At 39.3% G+C, this 20,417-nt stretch carries 16 protein-coding genes; 2 read left to right on the forward strand and 14 right to left on the reverse strand.

Translation table 11 applies throughout. From position 1 onward, the window contains the following. Positions 1 to 349: 349 nt before the first annotated feature. From ACYTR8_RS08890 to ACYTR8_RS08910, 5 genes are all read right to left on the reverse strand, one after another. The gene (locus tag ACYTR8_RS08890; protein WP_003057816.1) at positions 350 to 1,273 is read right to left on the reverse strand and encodes an ATP-binding cassette domain-containing protein; all 924 of its coding nucleotides are present in this window, start codon (positions 1,271 to 1,273) and stop codon (positions 350 to 352) included. Then, on the reverse strand, positions 1,266 to 2,336 hold the full coding sequence (locus ACYTR8_RS08895) for an ABC transporter ATP-binding protein (RefSeq protein ID WP_443597721.1): 1,071 nt from the start codon (positions 2,334 to 2,336) through the stop codon (positions 1,266 to 1,268). Before ACYTR8_RS08895 ends, ACYTR8_RS08890 begins: the two co-directional genes overlap by 8 nt. Positions 2,337 to 2,344: 8 nt before the next feature. After that, positions 2,345 to 3,271, reverse strand: a complete 927-nt coding sequence (gene oppC / locus ACYTR8_RS08900) for an oligopeptide ABC transporter permease OppC (RefSeq protein WP_003049687.1) — start codon at positions 3,269 to 3,271, stop codon at positions 2,345 to 2,347. Further along, the gene (locus ACYTR8_RS08905) at positions 3,271 to 4,773 is read right to left on the reverse strand and encodes an ABC transporter permease (protein WP_111715181.1); all 1,503 of its coding nucleotides are present in this window, start codon (positions 4,771 to 4,773) and stop codon (positions 3,271 to 3,273) included. Before ACYTR8_RS08905 ends, oppC begins: the two co-directional genes overlap by 1 nt. A gap of 65 nt (positions 4,774 to 4,838) precedes the next feature. Next, complete coding sequence (locus ACYTR8_RS08910; RefSeq protein ID WP_479642027.1) at positions 4,839 to 6,809, reverse strand: peptide ABC transporter substrate-binding protein; 1,971 nt, start codon at positions 6,807 to 6,809, stop codon at positions 4,839 to 4,841. Positions 6,810 to 7,139: 330 nt separating this feature from the next. Between ACYTR8_RS08910 and pbp3 the strand changes: the two genes are divergently transcribed. Both pbp3 and ACYTR8_RS08920 read left to right on the forward strand, forming a co-directional pair. Beyond that, positions 7,140 to 8,378: a D-alanyl-D-alanine carboxypeptidase PBP3 gene (pbp3, locus tag ACYTR8_RS08915; RefSeq protein WP_479642028.1), complete on the forward strand. Its 1,239-nt coding sequence runs from the start codon at positions 7,140 to 7,142 to the stop codon at positions 8,376 to 8,378. A gap of 138 nt (positions 8,379 to 8,516) precedes the next feature. Beyond that, positions 8,517 to 9,698 carry a D-alanyl-D-alanine carboxypeptidase family protein gene (locus ACYTR8_RS08920; protein ID WP_479642029.1) on the forward strand — a complete coding sequence of 394 codons (1,182 nt, stop codon included), beginning with the start codon at positions 8,517 to 8,519 and terminating at the stop codon, positions 9,696 to 9,698. Between the two features lie 173 nt (positions 9,699 to 9,871). Here ACYTR8_RS08920 and sufB read toward each other — a convergent pair whose 3' ends face one another. The 9 genes from sufB to ACYTR8_RS08965 all read right to left on the reverse strand — a co-directional run bounded on the left by sufB (position 9,872) and on the right by ACYTR8_RS08965 (position 20,165). Next, positions 9,872 to 11,290 (reverse strand): Fe-S cluster assembly protein SufB, encoded by a 1,419-nt coding sequence (gene sufB, locus ACYTR8_RS08925; RefSeq protein WP_003054855.1) that lies wholly within the window; start codon positions 11,288 to 11,290, stop codon positions 9,872 to 9,874. Continuing rightward, entirely contained in the window at positions 11,283 to 11,759 is a 477-nt protein-coding gene (gene sufU / locus ACYTR8_RS08930) for a Fe-S cluster assembly sulfur transfer protein SufU (RefSeq protein ID WP_111715171.1), read from the reverse strand. Before sufU ends, sufB begins: the two co-directional genes overlap by 8 nt. Further along, positions 11,746 to 12,972, reverse strand: a complete 1,227-nt coding sequence (locus tag ACYTR8_RS08935; RefSeq protein ID WP_479642030.1) for a cysteine desulfurase — start codon at positions 12,970 to 12,972, stop codon at positions 11,746 to 11,748. The genes sufU and ACYTR8_RS08935 overlap by 14 nt, the downstream gene beginning before the upstream one ends. Before the next feature lie 30 nt (positions 12,973 to 13,002). Then, positions 13,003 to 14,265 carry a Fe-S cluster assembly protein SufD gene (sufD, locus tag ACYTR8_RS08940; protein WP_479642031.1) on the reverse strand — a complete coding sequence of 421 codons (1,263 nt, stop codon included), beginning with the start codon at positions 14,263 to 14,265 and terminating at the stop codon, positions 13,003 to 13,005. Positions 14,266 to 14,370: 105 nt separating this feature from the next. Next, positions 14,371 to 15,141 (reverse strand): Fe-S cluster assembly ATPase SufC, encoded by a 771-nt coding sequence (sufC, locus tag ACYTR8_RS08945; protein WP_269760381.1) that lies wholly within the window; start codon positions 15,139 to 15,141, stop codon positions 14,371 to 14,373. A 112-nt stretch (positions 15,142 to 15,253) separates the two neighbouring features. Further along, entirely contained in the window at positions 15,254 to 16,423 is a 1,170-nt protein-coding gene (locus ACYTR8_RS08950) for a glycosyltransferase family 4 protein (protein WP_479642032.1), read from the reverse strand. 6 nt (positions 16,424 to 16,429) lie between these two features. After that, positions 16,430 to 17,191, reverse strand: coding sequence for an adaptor protein MecA (gene mecA, locus ACYTR8_RS08955; RefSeq protein WP_138124792.1), 762 nt, complete (start codon positions 17,189 to 17,191; stop codon positions 16,430 to 16,432). A gap of 143 nt (positions 17,192 to 17,334) precedes the next feature. Then, entirely contained in the window at positions 17,335 to 18,174 is an 840-nt protein-coding gene (locus ACYTR8_RS08960; RefSeq protein WP_030127654.1) for an undecaprenyl-diphosphate phosphatase, read from the reverse strand. A 65-nt stretch (positions 18,175 to 18,239) separates the two neighbouring features. Next, complete coding sequence (locus ACYTR8_RS08965) at positions 18,240 to 20,165, reverse strand: DUF2207 family protein (RefSeq protein WP_479642033.1); 1,926 nt, start codon at positions 20,163 to 20,165, stop codon at positions 18,240 to 18,242. Between the last annotated feature and the right edge of the window lie 252 nt (positions 20,166 to 20,417).

A 20,417-nucleotide genomic window follows, 5' to 3' on the forward strand; every position in this document is an offset into this window, starting at 1 on the left:
CATTAAGATCTGTTTGAACTTACTCGTTCTTTCTGTCGCTGACAGATTTATTTCTCGTTTTTGACGGGTAATATGTCTCCATATCACCCTCACATTTGGTTCGTCTTATTCAGTTCTCAAAGGTCTTGTCCTCTTTCGAGACAACTATTTTATTCTATCAACTTTTACTAACTTTGTCAACAACTTTTTTACTCTTTTTTTCGAATACTTCAGTCGCCAACGTCTGCTCAGCCGACAGCTTTATTAGTATACGATATTTATCCTCCTGATGTCAACAGCTTTTTGAGGTTTTATCAAAGTTTTTCCCGATGAGCTTGAATAAAAAGAAAAAAAGAGGAAATTCCTCTTTTTATTGTTCTGCTTTATACTTTTCAACTTCTGCTTGATTAGCCCAGACAAAGTGATTTGGCTTAATTTCAACCATCGTTGGTTTATCTTCTGTATAGTCATGTTGCTCTGGATTATAGACAATAAGCTCTTTTTGACGTTCCAATATTGGATCTGGAATCGGAACAGCTGATAAAAGAGATTTTGTATACGGGTGGATAGGATTATTGAACAGCTCTTCTGTTTCAGCAACCTCCACAATAACACCTTTATGGATAACCGCAATACGATCTGAAATGAAGCGAACAACTGATAGGTCGTGGGCGATGAAAAGATATGTCAGTCCTTTTTCGGCTTGCATTCTTTTAAGAAGATTCAAGACCTGTGCTCGAACAGAAACGTCTAGAGCGGAGATAGGTTCGTCAGCAATAACAAACTCGGGATTCATCACTAGAGCTCTAGCGATACCAATCCGTTGACGTTGCCCTCCTGAAAATTCGTGAGGATAGCGAGTCAAATGTTCTGATAACAAACCAACCTCGGCCATCATGTTCTTAATTTTTTCTTTACGCTCTTCTTCTGTTTTGAACAGATTAAAATTATAAAGACCTTCTGAAATGATATAGTCAACAGTTGCACGTTCATTCAGACTAGCTGCAGGGTCTTGGAAAATCATTTGAATCTTACGAATGAGCTCATTTGATTCTGATTTTGACTTTCTTCGATTGATAACTTTTCCATCATAAAGGATGTCGCCAGAACTGGTATCATTCAAACCAATAATAGCACGACCAATTGTTGTTTTACCACTGCCAGATTCTCCAACTAAAGAGAAAGTTTCACCTTTTTTGATAAAGAAATTGGCATTTTTAACCGCAACAAATTTTTTCTTTCCCTCTCCGAAGGAAATTTCTAGGTCTTTAACTTCGACTAATTTCTCAGACATTTCCTTCCTCCTGTCGTGACATTTTTTTCAAGATTTTTTGATGTAAATCTTGAATAACTGCCGGTTTCTGAACTTTTGGCGCCTCTGGGTGCAAAAGCCATGTTTTTGCCCAATGAGTATCAGATACACTAATAGCAGGTGGTGTCTCTTCGAAATCCAAAACCATAGCATATTCTGAGCGAAGTGCAAATGCATCTCCAACGATTGGCGAATAAAGTGACGGTGGTGTCCCTGGAATTGAGTAAAGTTCTCCTGACTCATTGGCTAATTGCGGTAAGCTTGACAATAGACTCCATGTGTAAGGATGACGTGGATCATAGAAAATTTCTTCAACAGTTCCAAACTCGACAATTTCACCAGCATACATGACAGCAACCTTGTCAGCAATACTTGCCACAACACCTAAATCATGAGTGATAAAAATAATCGTAAAATGGTACTCTTTTTGAAGTGATTTCAACAATTCAATAATTTGGGCTTGTATTGTAACGTCGAGAGCTGTTGTGGGTTCATCACAAATCAGGATATCTGGGCGGCAAGCTAACGCAATGGCAATAACAATACGTTGGCGCATACCACCTGAATATTCAAATGGATAGTCATCAAAACGCTTTGTCGCATTTGGAATACCAACTTTATTCATATAATCAAGCGCCAATTCTTTGGCTTTAGAATGGCTAACTCTTTGATGCTTGATAATGACCTCTGTAATCTGGCTACCAATGGTTTTGATAGGACTAAGACTGGTCATTGGATCTTGGAAAATAGTAGCAATTTTTGAACCACGAATCTTAGCCCACTCCTTATTCGTTTTTAGTTCTGTTAATTCTTGACCACGGTAGACAATCGAGCCGTTGGCAATACGTCCATTAGACTCCAACATCCCTGTAAAGGTCTTGGTTAAAACAGATTTACCTGAACCTGATTCTCCTACAAAAGCAAGAACCTCTCCTTCAATAAGCTCTAAAGAAACGTTCCGAATAGCCGTTAAAACACGGTCGCGCACGTCGAATTCCACCACCACATCTTTGGCAGTTAAGATTACATTATTTTCTTTTGTCATTTTAACTCCTATCTATGTGAACGTGGGTCGCTGGCATCTGCCAGGTTTTGTCCGACAATATACAATGGTAATGATACTAAAATCAACGTTACTAAGGGAATCCAGAAGAGGTAAGCATTTGTTGTTAAGTTGCTAGAATAATTAGCAATCAAACGCCCTAAGCTTGGAGTCGTGGTTGGTAAACCAATCCCAAAGAAGGATAAGAAAGCCTCAGAAGACACGTACACTGGTAACATTTGTGACAACATGGTCATGATAACTGAAACCAATTGAGGCAAGAGGTTCTTAATGGCAATTTTGTACATTGGTGTTCCTAGGGTTTGGCTAGCAAGGTTGTACTCCAAATCACGGTAACGTAAGATTTGCACACGGATAGAGTAAGCTACACCGATCCATCCAGTGATACAGAAAGCTAAAATCAAATTCCAAAAACCAGCACCTAATGAATAGGTCAAAACAATGATAATTAACATTGAAGGAATGTTTGAGATGACATTATAAATCTCAATCATAACTTTATCAAATGCTTTAGAAACTCCCCAAATAGCTCCTAAAATAACTCCAATAGTCACATTAATCAATGTTGCTATAACAGAAATTAGGATAGAGTTACGCGCTCCATACCAGACACCATCAAACAAAGATTGTCCGTTTTTATCTGTTCCAAACCAGTATTCGGCGTTGGGCCAAATATAACGTTTCGAGAAATCGTTGATATTACTCACATCACCAAAGTCATAATTCGCAAACATTGGGTAAATAAAACTCATCAATAAGATGGTCACTAAAATCATTAGCATGAAGATAGTAGACTTTTTAGAGAAAAATTGACGGAATACGGATTTCCAATAAGAATAAGCAGGGGTATCAATCACTTCGGAGGCTCTGCTATCGCGCTCAACAAATCGAAATTTTGATTTATCAATCGTTTCCATTACTTACCTCCTTTTTTAGTTGACAATTTAATACGTGGATCGACAATTGTCATAGCAATATCTCCTAACAGTAGAGATACAATTGACAAGACAGTGAAAATAAAGGTTAACCCAACAATCATTGAGTTGTTAGCTGATTTGATAGAATCAATCAACATCTTCCCCATACCTGGGAAGGCAAAAACCGTCTCTGTTAATGTCGCTCCACCAATCGCAAGTATAATACTTGCCGGAATACCTGAGACAATCGGAACCATAGCATTTTTGAAAAGGTGGTCTCTATAAATTTCAGATTCTGATAACCCTTTTGAGCGGGCAAACCGTACCCAATCACTAGCCTGAAGGTCAACCAGATAGCGACGGAACCAGATAACTGTACTTGGGATACTTAAAATTCCCAAAATAAGAGCTGGTAATACGTAAGATTTAGGGCTAGACGCTCCTAGCATAGGAAAACTATCTGGCAAGCCAACCATACTTCCTAGGAAGCGAACAACATAGATAACAGCAATACTTGGTAAGGCAAGCATGAAGGTCATGGTTGCTGTTGAAAAACGATCAAAATAGGTATTTTTAAAGCGTGCCATAAATAGACCGAGAGGTAGTCCAATAATATAAGCAATTAGGACACCAAAGAACCCAATAACAAAGGAATTGTGAATCATTGATGGGTCAACATAGTTATTAATGGTCTTAGTATATGAATCGCCCTTACCATAGTTTGCTTTGGTAATATCATCCATTGATTTTGGATTTTTATAAGTACGACTGTAAATATCCACTGATGATTTTTTAGTCACTCCTGATGGGAAAGTAACATCTTGAAGAGCTGTTCGTCCTTGTCCTTGTGAAATAACCTGAAGAACAGGAATATTGCTGTATGTTGGATAAGATGTTCCTAAGTTTAGGGTAACAAGGTTTTGGTGAAGGTAAGGGAACTTGCCATTGGCATAAACAAGGTATTTGTGTTGTGTCCCCGATCCAACAAGTGACCAGCCAATAGATTTATCATTTTCAAGGCGAACATATCTAGCTAGATTAGGGTTATCCTCGTCTTGAATCTTCCAAGGATGGTCAATAACAACTAAGTTTGAAAAGAAGTTCCAAACACGTTCGTAAATAGGAATCTTACGAGTAGCATAGAATTTTTTGCTAACCGGGAAACGTTTTAGCTGCCAGCCATTACCGAGGGAATGAATATATTTCTCATAAATAACCTTGTTAGCACTAGTCGCTTCAGTCGTTACACTACTATCTACTTTAGAAGCATTATCTTTTAACTCTTTACTTGAAAAGTAATTAATATACCCCATACGTTGAAAGGTTAAGCTTTCATAAGCAGCCTTTTTATCTGGTGTCGTCGTCATCTTATTGTAGTTAGGGTCTTGTTTAAAGATAAGACCGACAGGGACGAGGGTGTATACGATGGTGTATGTTAAAGCCGTTACCAGAACAACCGATACTAACGATCGTAAGATACGGTTTAAAATGTATTTTTTCATAGTTATCCTCAACAGTTCAAAAGAACTTTCTCAATTAAACGAGAAAGTTCTGTTTGAACATCGTTTTATTTTTCAACGTGATCAGCTAATTTCTCAGCATAGTCTGCGTTTGATTTAGCCTTTGCTTTCAACCATTTTTCTTTTGCTTTTTCGTATTGTTTTGCCGTAACAGGTTTGTCTTGAAGTTTCATTCCTTTATATGCTAGAGGTCCTTTAGCACCTGCCCAAGAGAAGCCGCCGCTAAATGGAATAGCTTTAGAAACACGAGGAGTACCACCCAAGGCCACAACCGGAATATCTACAGCACTATCAGTAAGGTAGGCTTGTGCTTTTGCATAAGCTTTGTAACGAGCATCGTTATCGTCTGTAATCGCTGCTGCTTCGTCAAGTAAAGTTTGGTAGGTATCAAGGCCTGTAGCTGCCACAACATCTTTGCTTTCACCTGCTTTAACTCCCAGTTTTTGGATAACAGATCCACCATCCACTGGACTCATGATGTCAAGGTAGGTACGTGGGTCCTGGTAGTCTGGACCCCACCATGATGAAATAATGTCGTAGTCTTGTTGTTCTGGGGTCTCAGCATAGAAGCCTTGAGCTTCGTGAGTTGAGGTTTCTGTTTCCAGAACATTGACAACAACATTTTCTTTACCAAGTGATGCTTCAACAGATTGTTTAAAGGATTGAGCCTCTTGAACAGTTGCTGCGTTGGCTTGGTCAACAGGATAATCTAATTGAACTGGGAAGGTTACCCCTTCAGCTGTCAAAGCTTCTTTGGCTTTTGCAAACTCAGCTTTTGCTTTTTCAGGATTATAAAATCCATCTTGAGCATCTTTTAAATTAACATCTTTCCATTCATCACCCATGGTAGCAAGGTCTTTTTCAACTTCTGAACCAAAGTCATTTTCTCCGATTGTCACAAAAGTTGGTGGCACAAGCATGTTACGTAAGGCTTTTGTTTTGGCATCCTGACCTGCAGTTTGTGCTTGGAATGATGCACGGTCGAAAGCAAACTGGATAGCTTGACGGAAGTCCTTGTTGTTAAGAGCTTTCTTACCAGCATCTTGTTGTGCTGGGTCTTTCTTAGTGTTTTTGAAGGAAGTACGGTTCAAGTTCCATGTTAAATGACGGATATCACCAGTCAACATTCCATAAGTAATGTTATCAGCATAGTTTTTCTTAGCTGATTTGTAAGTAGGATCATTTGGGTAAAGTCGTGCAACGCTGTACTCACCCTTGTCAAAGTTCTTATAGAAAGAACCTGGGTCTGAACCATCTGAGTAAGTCAATTTAACAGATTCTATCCCAACATTCTTAGCATCCCAATAGTTTTCATTTTTATGGAATTCCATAGATGATTTTGAGGTGAAGGCACTCAAGAAATAAGCACCATTAACAAGGATTGATGATGGGTCTGTTGTTCCAAACTCTTTACCTTGTGATTTCAAGAATTTTGCATTGACTGGGAAGAGAACGCTATAAGTTGTTTTTGAGTTCCAGTAACTTTCCGGTTTGTTCAAAGTATATTGAACGGTTTTATCGTCAAGGGCTTTAACACCGACCTCTTTGAAATCGACCTCTCCATTTTGGTAAGCTTTCAAATTTTTGATGGAATCTTCGACAACATATAAAGCTTCAGACTTGCCATCAATCGCGTGTTTAAGGCCAGTCACAAAATCTTCTGCTGTTACAGGTGCGTATTCTTCACCATCAGCCGTGTACCAAGAAACACCATCACGAAGCGTGTAAGTATAGGTTAGCCCATCTTTTGAAACTTTCCAATCTTTAGCAAGTGATGGTACCAAGTTACCATACTCGTCATTTTCCAAAAGACCATCAACCATTTGCGTTGCCACATCAGTTGTTCCGCCACCATTTGTTAAAATGTAATCCAACGATTTTGGATCGTTAACAAACACATACTTGTAAGCTTTAGTTGCATCTGAACCGCCTGAGGCATTTTTGCCACCACAAGCTGCTAAAACGGATACTGATAATACCGCAACACCTAGAGTTGCTAACCATCTACTTTTCTTCATAAAAGTCACCCCTAAACTTTATTTTTCATTTGTGAGAATTGATAAATGAAATTGGTTAATTGAAAACATTATATCATAAAAATTTCTTAAAGAAAATAATGTGATGAAAAATTATCTGAATATTTCGTAGAATTTTCTCTATTTTATTCACTCTAAGCAACGAAATTCTGTTAAATCCTTTTTAAGATTGGATTGTTGATTATTTTAATGTGGCTACTTCTCTCTCATGATAGCGTTTTATTATTTCGTTTTTCTTCCAATGGTCTCCTCTGACTTGGAAGAAAGATATGATATAATTAAAAAAATGACACTTAATAAGGATAGATTACTATGATAAAACGATTGTTTGTTGTGCTGCTCATTACCCTAGCTTTTGGAGCTACTCCTGTCAACAGCGATGATTTTTCAGTAGCTACTAAACAGGCTATTGCTGTAGAAGTTGATAGCGGCAAAATTTTATATGAAAAAGAGGCTGATAAAGCTGTTCCTGTGGCATCAATCACCAAGCTGTTAACGACTTATTTGGTTTATAAAGAGATTGCCAATGGTAAATTAGAGTGGGGAAGTTCCGTAACGATTTCTAATTACCCATATGAATTGACCACAAATTACAGTATTAGCAATGTTCCTCTCGATGCACGAAAATATACTGTCAAAGAACTCCTAAAAGCTTTAATCGTGACGAATGCCAATAGTCCTGCTATAGCCTTAGCCGAAAAAATTGGAGGTACTGAACCAAAATTTGTCGACAAGATGTCACAACAATTGAAAGAGTGGGGAATTTCTGATGCTAAACTAGTCAATGCAACAGGTCTACCCAATCACTTTTTAGGGGAAAATAAGTACCCTAAAACAGAAGATGAGGATGAAAACCTCTTTAGTGCTAGAGATTTAGCCATTATCGCTAGACACCTCCTTACAGAATTCCCAGAAGTCTTAAAAATAACCAGCAAGCCATCTGCTAATTTCGCAGGGCAAACCATTTATAGCTACAACTATATGCTCAAAGACATGCCTTACTATCGCGATGGGGTTGATGGACTCTTTGTTGGTTATTCCGAAAAAGGTGGTGCTTCTTTTGTAGCAACTAGCGTGGAAAATCGCATGCGGGTTATTACTGTTGTCTTAAACGCTGATCAAGCTCAAGAAGATGAGTTTGCTGTTTTTAGCGCGACTAACCAATTACTCCAATACCTTTTAACCAACTTCCAAAAAGTTCAGGTTCTTAATAAATCCAAAAGTGGTCAAGTCAAAGCTTTTCCTATCTTAGATAGCCCTAATAAAAGTGTTCCTTTGGTAGCAGAAAAAAACTTATCACTCATTAAACCCGCTAATAGCAAAATCAAAAAGGCACTCCATATCACTAAAGATCCTTCAATCATCAGCGCTCCTATTAAAAAAGGACAAGTCTTAGCAAAAGCTACTCTTCAAGACCAACACCTTATCGGACAAGGCTATCTGGGTGAAGCACCCTCTGTCAATCTTGTTGCTCAAAAGGACACTCCTCGAAGCTTCTTTTTAAGAGTTTGGTGGAATCATTTTGTCCGTTATGTTAATAATTCCCTATAACTTTTCGATATCATTGTTACTACGACTGAAGCTTCATGTTTTCTTCAGTCTTTTTTATAAGTTACTTTTCAAAAAAACTTCACATTGTATTAGTGAAATGATATAATAAGATGATATTATGTTTAAAGGAGCCGAAAATTGATTAAAAGAGTTGCATTAGTTATATTTACCGTGATGTGTTCTTTAATAATGCCTGTTAGTCACGCGGAAGATATCATGGATATTACAAGGCAAGCAGGTTATACCATTAGTGAGGTCAATCGTCCCAAAGCTTCTATTGTTGTCGATGCAAATACTTCTGATATTCTTTGGCAAGATAACATTGATATTCCTAGAGATCCTGCCAGCATGTCTAAGATGTTTACTCTCTATGTCTTGTTCGAAGAACTTGCTAAAGGGAAAATTACCATGGACACAACGGTAACAGCTACTGAAGCTGATCAAGCCATCGCTAAAATTTATGAAATTAGCAATAACAATATCGTTGCTGGAGTAGCCTATCCTATCCGCGACCTCATTACCATGACTGCAGTTCCTTCTTCGAATGCTGCAACTGTGATGATCGCCAACTACCTATCAAATAACGATGCTTCTGCTTTTATTGACCGTATCAATGCTACTGCTAAAAAACTGGGCATGACCAATACGCATTTTTCAAACGCGAGTGGGGCTGCAGCTCAAGCTTTTCAGGGTTACTATAATCCAACTAAATATGACTTGTCAGCTGCTAATATCACAACTGCACGTGATTTAGCAAAATTACTATATGCCTTTTTAAAGAAATACCCACAAATCATCGACTTTACCAATCAATCTGTAGTGCATACGATGGTAGGAACGCCTTACGAAGAAGAATTTCACACCTATAACCATTCACTCCCTAATAATCAATTCGGCATGGAAGGCGTTGATGGTTTAAAAACAGGGTCTAGTCCTAGTGCTGCTTTCAATGCTATGGTAACAGCTAAGCGAGGTAATACTCGGCTCGTTACCATTGTTATGGGTGTAGGGGACTGGTCGGATCAAAATGGAGAATTTTATCGACATCCTTTTGTGAATGCTTTAACTGAAAAAGCCTTTAGCGACAGCAAATCTCTGACTAAAGCCGCTCGAAAGAAATTGGAAAAATTAGTACCCCAAAAAAAGAAAGAGAATCTATCCAAACAACATCGGACTAAACCAGCTAAAAACTATTCGACTCTAGAAAAGGTCGAACAGTTTATCAATCACAACCACACTTTCTTCCTCATTTGCTTAGGAATCTTTATGGTTGTTATCCTCTTACTCGCTATGATCGCCTATACAATGGGGCGTCAATAAAAATTAATATCAAAAGCCTTTGTTTCCCCAATAAACAAAGGCTTTTTTGCCATAATTTGTCGAATACTTCTCTTAATACTAACTAAAAAACTAACCGCTCTGGGTTAGTACTTCGATTGAAAGAAAACCTATCCAAAACGTTTTGGAACTCTAATGGATAGGGAAAAATAAATTTAACCAACTGAACCTTCCATTTCATAAGAAATGAGACGGTTTAACTCAACTGCGTATTCCATTGGTAATTCTTTGGTAAAGGGTTCTACGAATCCCATCACGATCATCTCTGTTGCTTCACTTTCTGATAAGCCACGACTCATCAGATAATACAGTTGCTCTTCAGAAATCTTAGACACTTTAGCTTCGTGCTCTAAGGCCACTTGTGAATTATGAATTTCATTGAATGGGATGGTATCTGATTTGGAAATATCATCCATCAAAATCGTGTCACACTCAATATGAGAGACTGATTTTTTGGACTGTTTATTAAAGGTCACCTGGCCACGATAATCCACTTTGCCTCCACCTTTAGCAATTGATTTTGACACAATTGATGAAGATGTATGCGGAGCGTTATGAATCATCTTAGCCCCAGTATCTTGATGCTGACCGGCATTAGCAAAGGCAATTGATAGCATAGTCCCACGAGCTCCAGGTCCATCAAGGTAGACAGATGGGTATTTCATGGTAGTTTTGGCACCTAGGTTACCATCAATCCATTCAACCGTGGCATCTGCCAGAGCACGCGCGCGTTTGGTCACAAGATTATAAACATTGTCTGACCAGTTTTGAATCGTGGTGTAACGCATATAAGCGCCATCAAGAGCAAAAATCTCCACAATGGCCGCATGCAAACTATTACTAGAATAGGTTGGCGCCGTACAGCCTTCGACATAGTGAACACTTGCCCCTTCATCAACAATGATTAAGGTTCGTTCAAACTGGCCTGTGTTTTCATTGTTAATACGGAAGTAGGTTTGTAAAGGAATATCAACTTTAACCCCTTTAGGAACGTAAATAAAGGTCCCTCCCGACCAAACGGCTGAGTTGAGGGCGGCTAATTTGTTATCTGTTGGTGGAACCAGTTTGGCAAAGTATTGTTTAAACAAATCCGGGTATTCTTTAAGGGCAGAATCCGTATCTGTGAAGATAATCCCCAACTTCTCAAATTCATCCTTCATGTTGTGATAAACCACTTCAGATTCGTATTGGGCAGATGCTCCTGCAAGATAGGCACGTTCTGCTTCTGGAATACCAATACGTTCGAACGTTTCTTTGATTTTATCAGGAACATCATCCCATGAGCGAGCTGGTTTATCAGATGCTTTTTGGTAGTAAATAATGTCATCAAAATTAATATCTGACAAATCTGCTCCCCATGTTTGCATTGGCATTTTATTAAAGGTTTCTAGTGATTTTAAGCGAAATTCCAACATCCATTCGGGTTCGTTTTTAGCAGCTGATAGCTCACGGACAACTGCTTCACTCAAACCTTTTCCTGTGGAATAAATAGGCTCAACATCATCGTGAAATCCAAATTGGTAGTCCCCTAGATCAATTGGCTGCGGTTCTACTTTTTCATTTATATCAGACATCTTTCTCTTCCTTTATATTTTTATCAGTGATTTTTTCGGCATCACTACGCTGAATAGCTTCTTTGAGCGCATTCCAAGCTAGGGTTGAACATTTGATTCGCTGTGGAAATTTCGCAACTCCTGCCAATAATTCTGCTTCTCCTAACTCTTTTTGAGAGGGATTTTCTTTCCCCTGAACCATTTCTGAAAAGATATCAGCTAGAGCTAGAGCTTCAGACTTACTTTTACCAATGACAGCATCGGTCATCATGCTTGACGATGCCGTTGAAATGGTACACCCATTCCCTGCAAAAGCAATATCTTCAATCTTATCACCGTTAAAGGTAACCGTTAAAGAAATCACATCCCCACAAGTAGGATTATTCAGTTGAACAGCCTCCACACCTTCTAATTGGCCATAGTGATGCGGGTGTTTAGAATGGTCCGCTACGACAGCCATATAAAGATGGTTCAATTTAGAGAGTGCCATTGAAAAACTCCTTTGCTTTTAGAATTGCATCAACCAAGCGATCACAATCTTCTCTGGTATTATAAAGCGAGAAACTAGCTCTCACGGTAGCTGAAACATTTAGGTAAGACAGTAAAGGTTGTGCACAATGATGACCAGCTCGTACCGCGACACCTTCATAATCCAAGGCTGTTGCTAAATCATGCGGGTGTAAGCCATCTAAATTAAAAGCAATTACGCCTGCCCTATTCTCAGGTTGTTCTGGTCCATATAACGTGAGCCCTTCGATAGCGCGCAATTTAGGTAAAATATAAGCGACAAGGTCTGCCTCATGTGCCTGAACTTCTGTCATCCCAATGTCTTGTAAGTAAGAGACAGCTGCAGCTAGACCAATTGCACCTGCAATGTGAGGAGTGCCAGCTTCAAATTTCCAAGGCAACCCTTTCCATGTAGCACTTTGCTCATAAACAAAATCAATCATTTCGCCGCCAAATTCAATTGGCTCCATCTGATGTAAAAGCTCTTCTTTGCCGTAAAGAATACCTAAGCCAGTTGGTCCGTACATTTTGTGAGCTGAAAAAGCAAAGAAATCACAATCCAGCTCTTGGACGTCAATTGGCATATGAGGGATTGACTGAGCACCATCCACAACCAAGTAGGCACCATTAGCATGGACCAGTTCTGCAATTTCCTTAATCGGATTAACACATCCTAGGACATTTGAGACATGTGCTAGGCTAACAAATTTTGTTTTAGGGGTTAACTTCTGCGCCAAGTCGGTCATATCAAGCTGCCCGTGTTTTAAATAAGCATAAACCAGTTTAGCACCTGTTTTTTGACAAACTTGCTGCCAAGGAATAATATTGGCATGGTGTTCCATGACTGAAACCAAAACCTCATCTCCTGCCGTTAAAACCTGTTCAGCAAAGCGAGCCACCCAGTTGAGACTGGTTGTTGTGCCTCTAGTGAAGATTACTTCTTTGCTTGACTTAGCCTTAATAAAATCTGCAACAAGTTGCCGACTGGCCTCATACTGACTTGTTGCACGTTCCGCTAAGGTGTGAACCCCGCGGTGAACATTGGCATTATCTGTTTCATAATAGGAACGCAAAGCCTCTAGAACAACGGTCGGTTTCTGTGTGGTGGCAGCATTATCCAAATAAATAAGAGGCTCGTCGTTAACCAGTTGGTCTAGAATGTTAAAGTCTTGTTTGATGTGATTTGCATCTAGCAATTCTAACCTCTTTCTTTTTTCACAATGGGCTTAACGGTTACGTAATTTCCCATCTAAACCCTTGATAATTTCTTGGCGGACAGACGGAATAGGAATTTCAGCAATGACTGCTCCTAAGAAGCCTCGAATAACTAAACGTTCCGCAGTATCCTGATCCAGACCACGACTCATTAGGTAATACATATCTTCTGGATCAACCTGACCGATAGACGCTGCATGGCCTGCTGTCACTTCATTTTCATCGATTAACAAGATTGGATTAGCATCTGATCGTGCCTGATCTGACAACATCAAGACCCGACTTTCTTGTTGAGCATCTGCTCCTTTAGCACCTTTTAAGATATGACCGATTCCGTTAAACGTTAATGTACCACGTTCTAAAATTACACCATGTTGTAAAATATGACCGATAGTATGCTGGCCGTAGTTGGTCACACGCGTGTCAATACCTTGCACTTGTCGACCACTGGAGACAGCAACTACTTTCAAGTCTGCTTGTGAACCTTGACCAACTAAATCACTGTCAAAATCCGCTACCACATTGCCTTCATTCATGATAGACAAGGCCCAATCAATGCTGGCATCCTTATCTAAACGTCCACGGCGGCTAATGTAAGTAGTCACTGATGGCCCTAAGCGATCGATAGCTGAAAATTTGATTTGACTACCCGCCTGGGCGATAACTTCCACGCTAATATTAGCGCTGGCTTTTTGACTTCCGTTCCCTATTGACTCAAAACGTTCTAAATAAGTAAACTTACTCTCTTTCCCAGCAATCACAAGAACGTGCTTATTAAAAGGAACATCACTGTCACTATCTTGTAAGAAAATGGCTTCAATAGGTGCTGTGATTTCTAAGTGATCTGGAACATAGAGGATTGCTGCACTATTAAAATACGCGGTGTGGTAAGCTGCTAATTTATCCTCATTAAAGGCGACTGCTTGTCCAAAATGAGCGGCAATCACCTCTGGAATTTCTTCAAGCGCTGTGTAAAAATCGGTAAATACAACCCCTTGATTGATCAACTCCATTGGCAACTGCTCCAAAACAGTTTGCGTTCCTACCTGAACAAGAGTCGGGTTATCTCCAATAGCCATAAAATCTGGTATATTGGCTAATTCGTCATTTTCTGTTAGGGTTCCATCACCTAGATTCCAACGATGAAATTTAACCCTTTCAATGGCTGGTAATTCCAAATTTGTCATGGCTTTCAGTGCCTCTAAACGCCGTTCTTGCAACCATGCAGGTTCAGCGTGGGCTTGCGAAAAAGCCACTAGTTTTTCTTTTGTCATCTCTTAATCCTTTGTCTCTGGTTTTTACATTAGCTGGATTAGCTGGGTATAGGACATCATCTAGCTCTTTAGTAGAAAGCTAGATCAAGTTGTCCTGAGAAATCCTTAATTTTCTTCTTTGTACTCGATACCTAATTCTTGCGCGATACCCGCATAACCTTCTTTTTCAAGACGGGTCGCCAAAGCAGCATCACCAGATAAGACAATACGACCGTCCATCATCACATGAACTAGGTCTGGGGTAATGTAATTCAACAAACGTTGATAGTGGGTAATAATCATAGCTCCAAAGTCTTTCCCACGCATCTCATTAACCCCTTTAGAGACTACTTTTAAGGCATCAATATCAAGACCAGAATCAATTTCATCTAGTAGTGCAAATTTAGGTTCCAACATCAACAGTTGGAGAATCTCATTGCGTTTTTTCTCCCCACCAGAAAAACCTTCATTGAGGTAACGCTCTGCCATCTCTTCTTTCATGCCTAACAAAGCCATTTTATCATCAAGTTTGGTGATGAAATCTCGCACGGAAATCTTATCTTCATCAGCTTTACCAGCATTCATCGCTGCACGCATAAACTCAGCATTGGTAATTCCTGGAATTTCTGATGGGTATTGCATAGCGAGAAAAAGTCCCATTCTAGCACGCTCATCCACTTCCAACTCCAGAATATTGACACCGTCTAACAAGATTTCCCCTTCGGTCACTTCGTAGTTAGGATTTCCCATAATGGCGGCTGAAAGGGTGGATTTCCCTGTTCCATTAGGTCCCATAATGGCAGCAATCTCACCTGTCTTAAGGGTTAAATTAACCCCTTTTAAAATCTCTTTATCTTCTATCGAAACATGTAAATTGTTAATTTCAAGAACTGACATGATATACCTCTTATTTTTCTGTCATTTAGGGCTATCTCCAGCATAGAATAATGACCTCTCGCTTTAATAACCATTACGTCTATTATAACAAAAAAAAGCCCTACGAGGCTTTTTAGCGTTTCAAATCATTTTTTTCCTTGCACTTGAGAAGGGTGGCTTGACGATAGTCACTATTCCCAATAAATTTTAAGACATTAAAAAGTGGAGTTCGCTTTTCACCCCAGATTTCTAAGCCTTCAATAAAGACTTCTAAACCAAATAAGAGTCCCAAAAGCAATAAGATTCCCCCAATACGGCTAGATACATTTAATAGCAGGGAAATCAATGAAAAAAGCATGGCGATGCCGTAGACAACCAAAACCGCTCCACGATGAGTAAAGCCCATAGACAGCAGGCGATGGTGAAGGTGCATCTTATCAGGTTCATAGAATTTTTTCCCAGATAAACTACGACGAATAATGGCGACAATAGTATCCATAATTGGTACACCAAGGATAATTACAGGTGTCACAACAGCAACTGCCGTTGAATTTTTTAATCCCTGAAGAGACAAGACCCCTATCATAAAACCGATAAAAAGAGCTCCTGTATCGCCTAAATAAATAATCGCTGGATGGTAATTATAGGGAAAGAACCCTGAAATAGAAGCAATTAATACCAAAATAGTAAGGGTTAAAAAGAAGTCAGTCTGAGGTAAAAAGAAATAGGACACAATAGCCATCGTCACCAAGCTAATAATGGAGACCCCGCTAACCAAACCATCCAAACCATCAATCAGATTAATCGCATTGGTAATTGAAATAATCCACAAGACTGTCAAAAAGAAAGTCAAGAAAGGTCCAAATGCTAGGAGCGGGCCTCCAAACGGGATTTTAAAGCTGTCAAATTTAAAGTCAGTAAAAGCCCAGATAATAATAGCTCCTGCAACAATTCCCAACATTTTTAGTTTAGGACTTAACTCATACAAGTCATCTAAAAAACCTGTCAGAGTAATCACCAGAGCTCCTATCACAACAGGCAGAATATAAGCAAAATAGCTCTGACCTCCAAATAAGACGCCTTTGGAAGCCAATGGCATAAATATGAGACTGGCAACCATGAAAGAAGTAAAAATGGCAAGTCCCCCACTTGTAGGCATGGGCACCTTATTAACTCTTCTAGCATTAGGGTTGTCCACAGCGCCTACCCGAAAAGCTAGGAAGCGAACAATAGGAGTTAACACTAAGGAAATCAGTAAAGCACCAATTAGCACGAGGACATAATCTATTGTAAAAGAAAACATGATACCTTATCCCAACTCAATCTTTCGTAATTGCTCAACAGCCCCATCCAGAATCAATTGTACCCCATGCTCTTGTAAGTAAGCTCTTGTTTTTGTTCCAGGACTAGCATGCTCAATCAGTCTTGCATACATCACATTGGCAAAATAAGATGGTTGCTGCTGAACATCTAATAAAATCGTCATATGATAACGGCTGTCACCTTTGTACAATTCTGAAGCTTCAACAGGAAAATCAATTGTCTGAGAAAAAGCGACGGCTTCTGAAAGTGTTGCAAAATCCAAAACATAATGCACGTAATCTAACGGCTCTGGTTCTTGACCCACTTCCTCAGCGGTCTCTTCCGTTTGACTAGCTAGAGTGGCTTCGACAACATCTTCCATCATTTCTTCAATTTTTTCCAGTTTCTCATGGGCATTAACATCCCCTTTTTCTCGCATAGATTGTTCTAAGCTCTTGAAAAAGTCTTCAGGAGTCATTTGAGAGATATCTCCCAAGTCAGCTAAATCTTCCAGATTAAGGTCCTTATTGAGTTCAGACTTGGTTACAAAGACATCCAAACGGTCTTTTCTAGGGGTCACACGAAAGCTAAGCATGCCACTATCTTTGAAATTGTCTGGTAGATCCAACTCATCCATAACAGAGTAAAAGAACTCTTCCGTTTTTTCTTGAGGAATGAGGAAATCTTTTAATTCCATCCCTCTTTCTTCTAAATCATCCATACTAATTGTTATTTTTAGCGTTGTCTCGCTAATTTGTTTCATTTCCATTATCAATACCTCGCACGCGTAGTCATTTCATTATACTAGAAATGCAATGTTTTCGCAATTTATGACTAGCTTCCCTCCTCAAAGAGTAGTAAAAAACAACAAACCTAGTAGGTCTGTTGTCACATTTAAAAAGAATCTTACTGTTAAAAAACAAATTTAAAAAAACTATAAATCAACAAAAGACTTCCCAACACAATACGGTATTTCCCAAAAATGGTGAAATCGTGTTTCTTAACATAATCTGTCAAGAACCTAATCGCCAATAAACTAACCACAAAAGCGGTCAAGCTAGCCACTAAAAGAATAAGGACTTGTGCAAAATCAAGGTGATGGCCATCAAGGAAAAATTTAACAGCTTTTAACCCACTGTAGCCAAACATCGTCGGAATCGCTAAAAAGAAAGTAAAGTCAGCGGCTACTGTACGACTAGTTCCTAAAATAATAGCTCCTAAGATTGTAGCCCCTGATCGACTAGTACCAGGTACAATGCTCAACACTTGAAAACACCCAATGAAGAAAGCTGTTTTGTAAGACATTCTAGCTAAGTCAGTGACGGCAGGTTCTTGTTGAGCATTTCGTTTTTCAATCCAGATAAAGGCAATCCCGTAGACGATTAAAGCTATGGCAATCGGAACCATAAAATAAAAATGTGCTTCAAACCAATTATCAAGAGGAACCGCTATTAAAATAGAAGGAATACAAGCAATCACCACTTTTAACCACAATTGCCAGGTAAGCTGTACTTCTCTTGCCGTTTTCCCAGGTTGAAAGGGATTGAGACGTTCAAAATAAATCAACATAACAGCGATAATCGCCCCTAATTGAATAACGATATTAAACATTTCTATAAAAGCCTTATCCTGATTTAGTCGGATAAATTCCTGAACTAAAATGAGATGCCCTGTGCTAGAAACAGGGAGCCATTCGGTAATCCCCTCAATGATGCCAAAGAAAATGGCTTTTAGCAATTCGATTATTAACATGTTTTCTCCTTATTAACAACTCTTATCGTGATTTTCTAAACTGAGACTGAGGCCAAGCGACTTTTTTAGAAGGCACCTCCTCCGCCTCCGCCGCCTCCGCCAGAGAAGCCACCGCCTCCGCTTACACCACTTCCTGAAGAAACCGAAAAATTTGAAGAAGTAGTAGCTGAAGACAGACTAGACACAAAGGCTGGTGTTGTGGCATACATTATCGTTGACAACTCACCTGGTCGAACGGCTTGGTAAACTTCAGGTAAGGCAATGCGATGAACCTTCAAATAGCGTTCAATTTGCTTAGCATAACCAAATAAGGTCGCATAGACCAAGATACGATTCCAAACCACAAGACCATCAATGGGCACATCATCAAATTTATTAATGTCTCGCATCATGTTTTTAAAGCTCTGCCATTGGTGCAAGCGAACAGCTCCCTCGGGCGTTTCAATGCCCAGTTTACGGTATGGACTTAATTGCAGGTTAATGTAAAAGCTGAGACACGTGGTCAACCCAAGTAAAGCAAGGTAAATAAGGGCCAACCCACTTCCTTTCATAATCAGATAGATCAATAAACTACTATTCAGAACAACTAACAAGCAGCCTAACCCCTGCACACTATAACTTTTTCGTTTCTCTGATGAGGTCATTTGACGATAACTATCTGATAAGCCTAACTTCTTGATGGTCTCTAGGACACTGCTTGTAATAGCAGCCGACGCTTTTTTCATCGCCTTAATCACCTGCTCAGACGATTGACGAACTTCTTGCTCTAGCTTTTTACCCTTGTATGTTTTCTTTAACTGTTTAATGGTATCAGCATCATAATGGTATTGGCTAAACAATTGATCCACTGGTAATGTCACATTATTTCCAAAGGCCATTTCTAAGAAGGAAGCTTCCTCATCTGTTACCCGATCTAACTGACTGATTTCAAGATAGGCTTTCCCTTCTTCTTTTGATAAGAGTAATACTTTTCGATCAATTAGATCCAACAAGGTAGCTTGAACAAGCGCTTCAAAGGTCACCCCTTTAGGTCCCCAGAACCTCTGAGCTTCTGGTGTTGTAGGTGATAAATCTGTAAAACTCTGCTTGTACAAATGCTGCGTTAGAACAAGGGGGGAAAGATCTTCAGGGACTTCGTAACTGTGATCTGTATGGTTGGCCAAATGATAACGATTGAACTGTTTCTTTAATCTTGTAAACTGTATTAACTGCCAAAGAAGAAAACCTATCTCCACCAGAGGAATGACCTTGCTAAATAGCAGCTGTAACAAAGCCCTTCGTCTAGAAATCTTAGTTTCCAACGCTATAATTTTATTCTTTTTACTCGTTACAACATCAACTGGTTTTGCTCCCAACAATGCTTTTCTATCCCAATAAGCATGTAATTCCAATCGCCCCGAAACATTTTGGGCATTAATCTGGTATCCACCATTACCTTTTTTAAACACTTGAGGATCCTTTTGGTAATATCCTCTGTGAGCCCAGAGACCAGAATCCTGAATATCAGCTGGGGTCGTGACGGTCACACTCACCTTTTCTAATGTTTTGTCCCAGTCGCTAATCGGTGTCCAATTTAGTTCTGCCACATCCTGATAAGCTGTTAAGAGGTGATGCAGTTGCCAGATAACCTTGACGTCAACCTTATCTCCAGCTTGACCAGCATTATAAAGTTTTAAACGGTAGCCATCTCCAAGGTCACTAAACTCTTGGTTAACGGGTACTTGTTGACCATTGTGATATACCTCAACTTTAGGATTTTGGTCAATAGCAAAGCCATCTGGCAAATTACCTGCCCGGCCCAGCGAAATATACTGGCCGTTATAAGAAGTATCAAATTGATAGGTAACTTTCTGCTCAAACCGAGCCGTATTTTCCTTTGATAAGGCTAACAGCCCTTCATAGTTGGTGATGCTATAGTCTACATCAGCTGCTGTTACTCGCATCCCTAAAAAACTGAAGCAAAGCACAAACATCATCAGAATTTTTTTCATGGCAACATCCTCTTTCTGCCCTCATTTTACCATATTTTAGAGAGATGACAAAACCTAAGCCAAACTTTTCACCTTATTTTTACTCACTTTTTTGAATATTTTTTCATGTTTTACCCTATTTTTCTCACGCCAAACGCATGAAGAAACTTTTGTTTTCAGAAAACTAGATTCATAATGACAAAATCAATCAAAGTAGTACACTATAGATGAGGTGACTACGATGATTGATTTTATTATTGCTATTGATAATTG

Source organism: Streptococcus sp. F2, from assembly GCF_056500955.1.

Excerpts from the sequence above, each read along its gene's own strand:
- mecA (WP_138124792.1), bottom strand. The coding sequence starts at position 17,191 with ATGGAAATGAAACAAATTAGCGAGACAACGCTAAAAATAACAATTAGT.
- ACYTR8_RS08895 (WP_443597721.1), bottom strand. The coding sequence starts at position 2,336 with ATGACAAAAGAAAATAATGTAATCTTAACTGCCAAAGATGTGGTGGTG.
- sufD (WP_479642031.1), bottom strand. The coding sequence starts at position 14,265 with ATGACAAAAGAAAAACTAGTGGCTTTTTCGCAAGCCCACGCTGAACCT.
- oppC (WP_003049687.1), bottom strand. The coding sequence starts at position 3,271 with ATGGAAACGATTGATAAATCAAAATTTCGATTTGTTGAGCGCGATAGC.
- sufB (WP_003054855.1), bottom strand. The coding sequence starts at position 11,290 with ATGTCTGATATAAATGAAAAAGTAGAACCGCAGCCAATTGATCTAGGG.
- ACYTR8_RS08950 (WP_479642032.1), bottom strand. The coding sequence starts at position 16,423 with ATGTTTTCTTTTACAATAGATTATGTCCTCGTGCTAATTGGTGCTTTA.
- sufC (WP_269760381.1), bottom strand. The coding sequence starts at position 15,141 with ATGTCAGTTCTTGAAATTAACAATTTACATGTTTCGATAGAAGATAAA.
- pbp3 (WP_479642028.1), top strand. The coding sequence starts at position 7,140 with ATGATAAAACGATTGTTTGTTGTGCTGCTCATTACCCTAGCTTTTGGA.
- ACYTR8_RS08960 (WP_030127654.1), bottom strand. The coding sequence starts at position 18,174 with ATGTTAATAATCGAATTGCTAAAAGCCATTTTCTTTGGCATCATTGAG.
- ACYTR8_RS08910 (WP_479642027.1), bottom strand. The coding sequence starts at position 6,809 with ATGAAGAAAAGTAGATGGTTAGCAACTCTAGGTGTTGCGGTATTATCA.
- ACYTR8_RS08890 (WP_003057816.1), bottom strand. The coding sequence starts at position 1,273 with ATGTCTGAGAAATTAGTCGAAGTTAAAGACCTAGAAATTTCCTTCGGA.
- sufU (WP_111715171.1), bottom strand. The coding sequence starts at position 11,759 with ATGGCACTCTCTAAATTGAACCATCTTTATATGGCTGTCGTAGCGGAC.
- ACYTR8_RS08965 (WP_479642033.1), bottom strand. The coding sequence starts at position 20,165 with ATGAAAAAAATTCTGATGATGTTTGTGCTTTGCTTCAGTTTTTTAGGG.
- ACYTR8_RS08905 (WP_111715181.1), bottom strand. The coding sequence starts at position 4,773 with ATGAAAAAATACATTTTAAACCGTATCTTACGATCGTTAGTATCGGTT.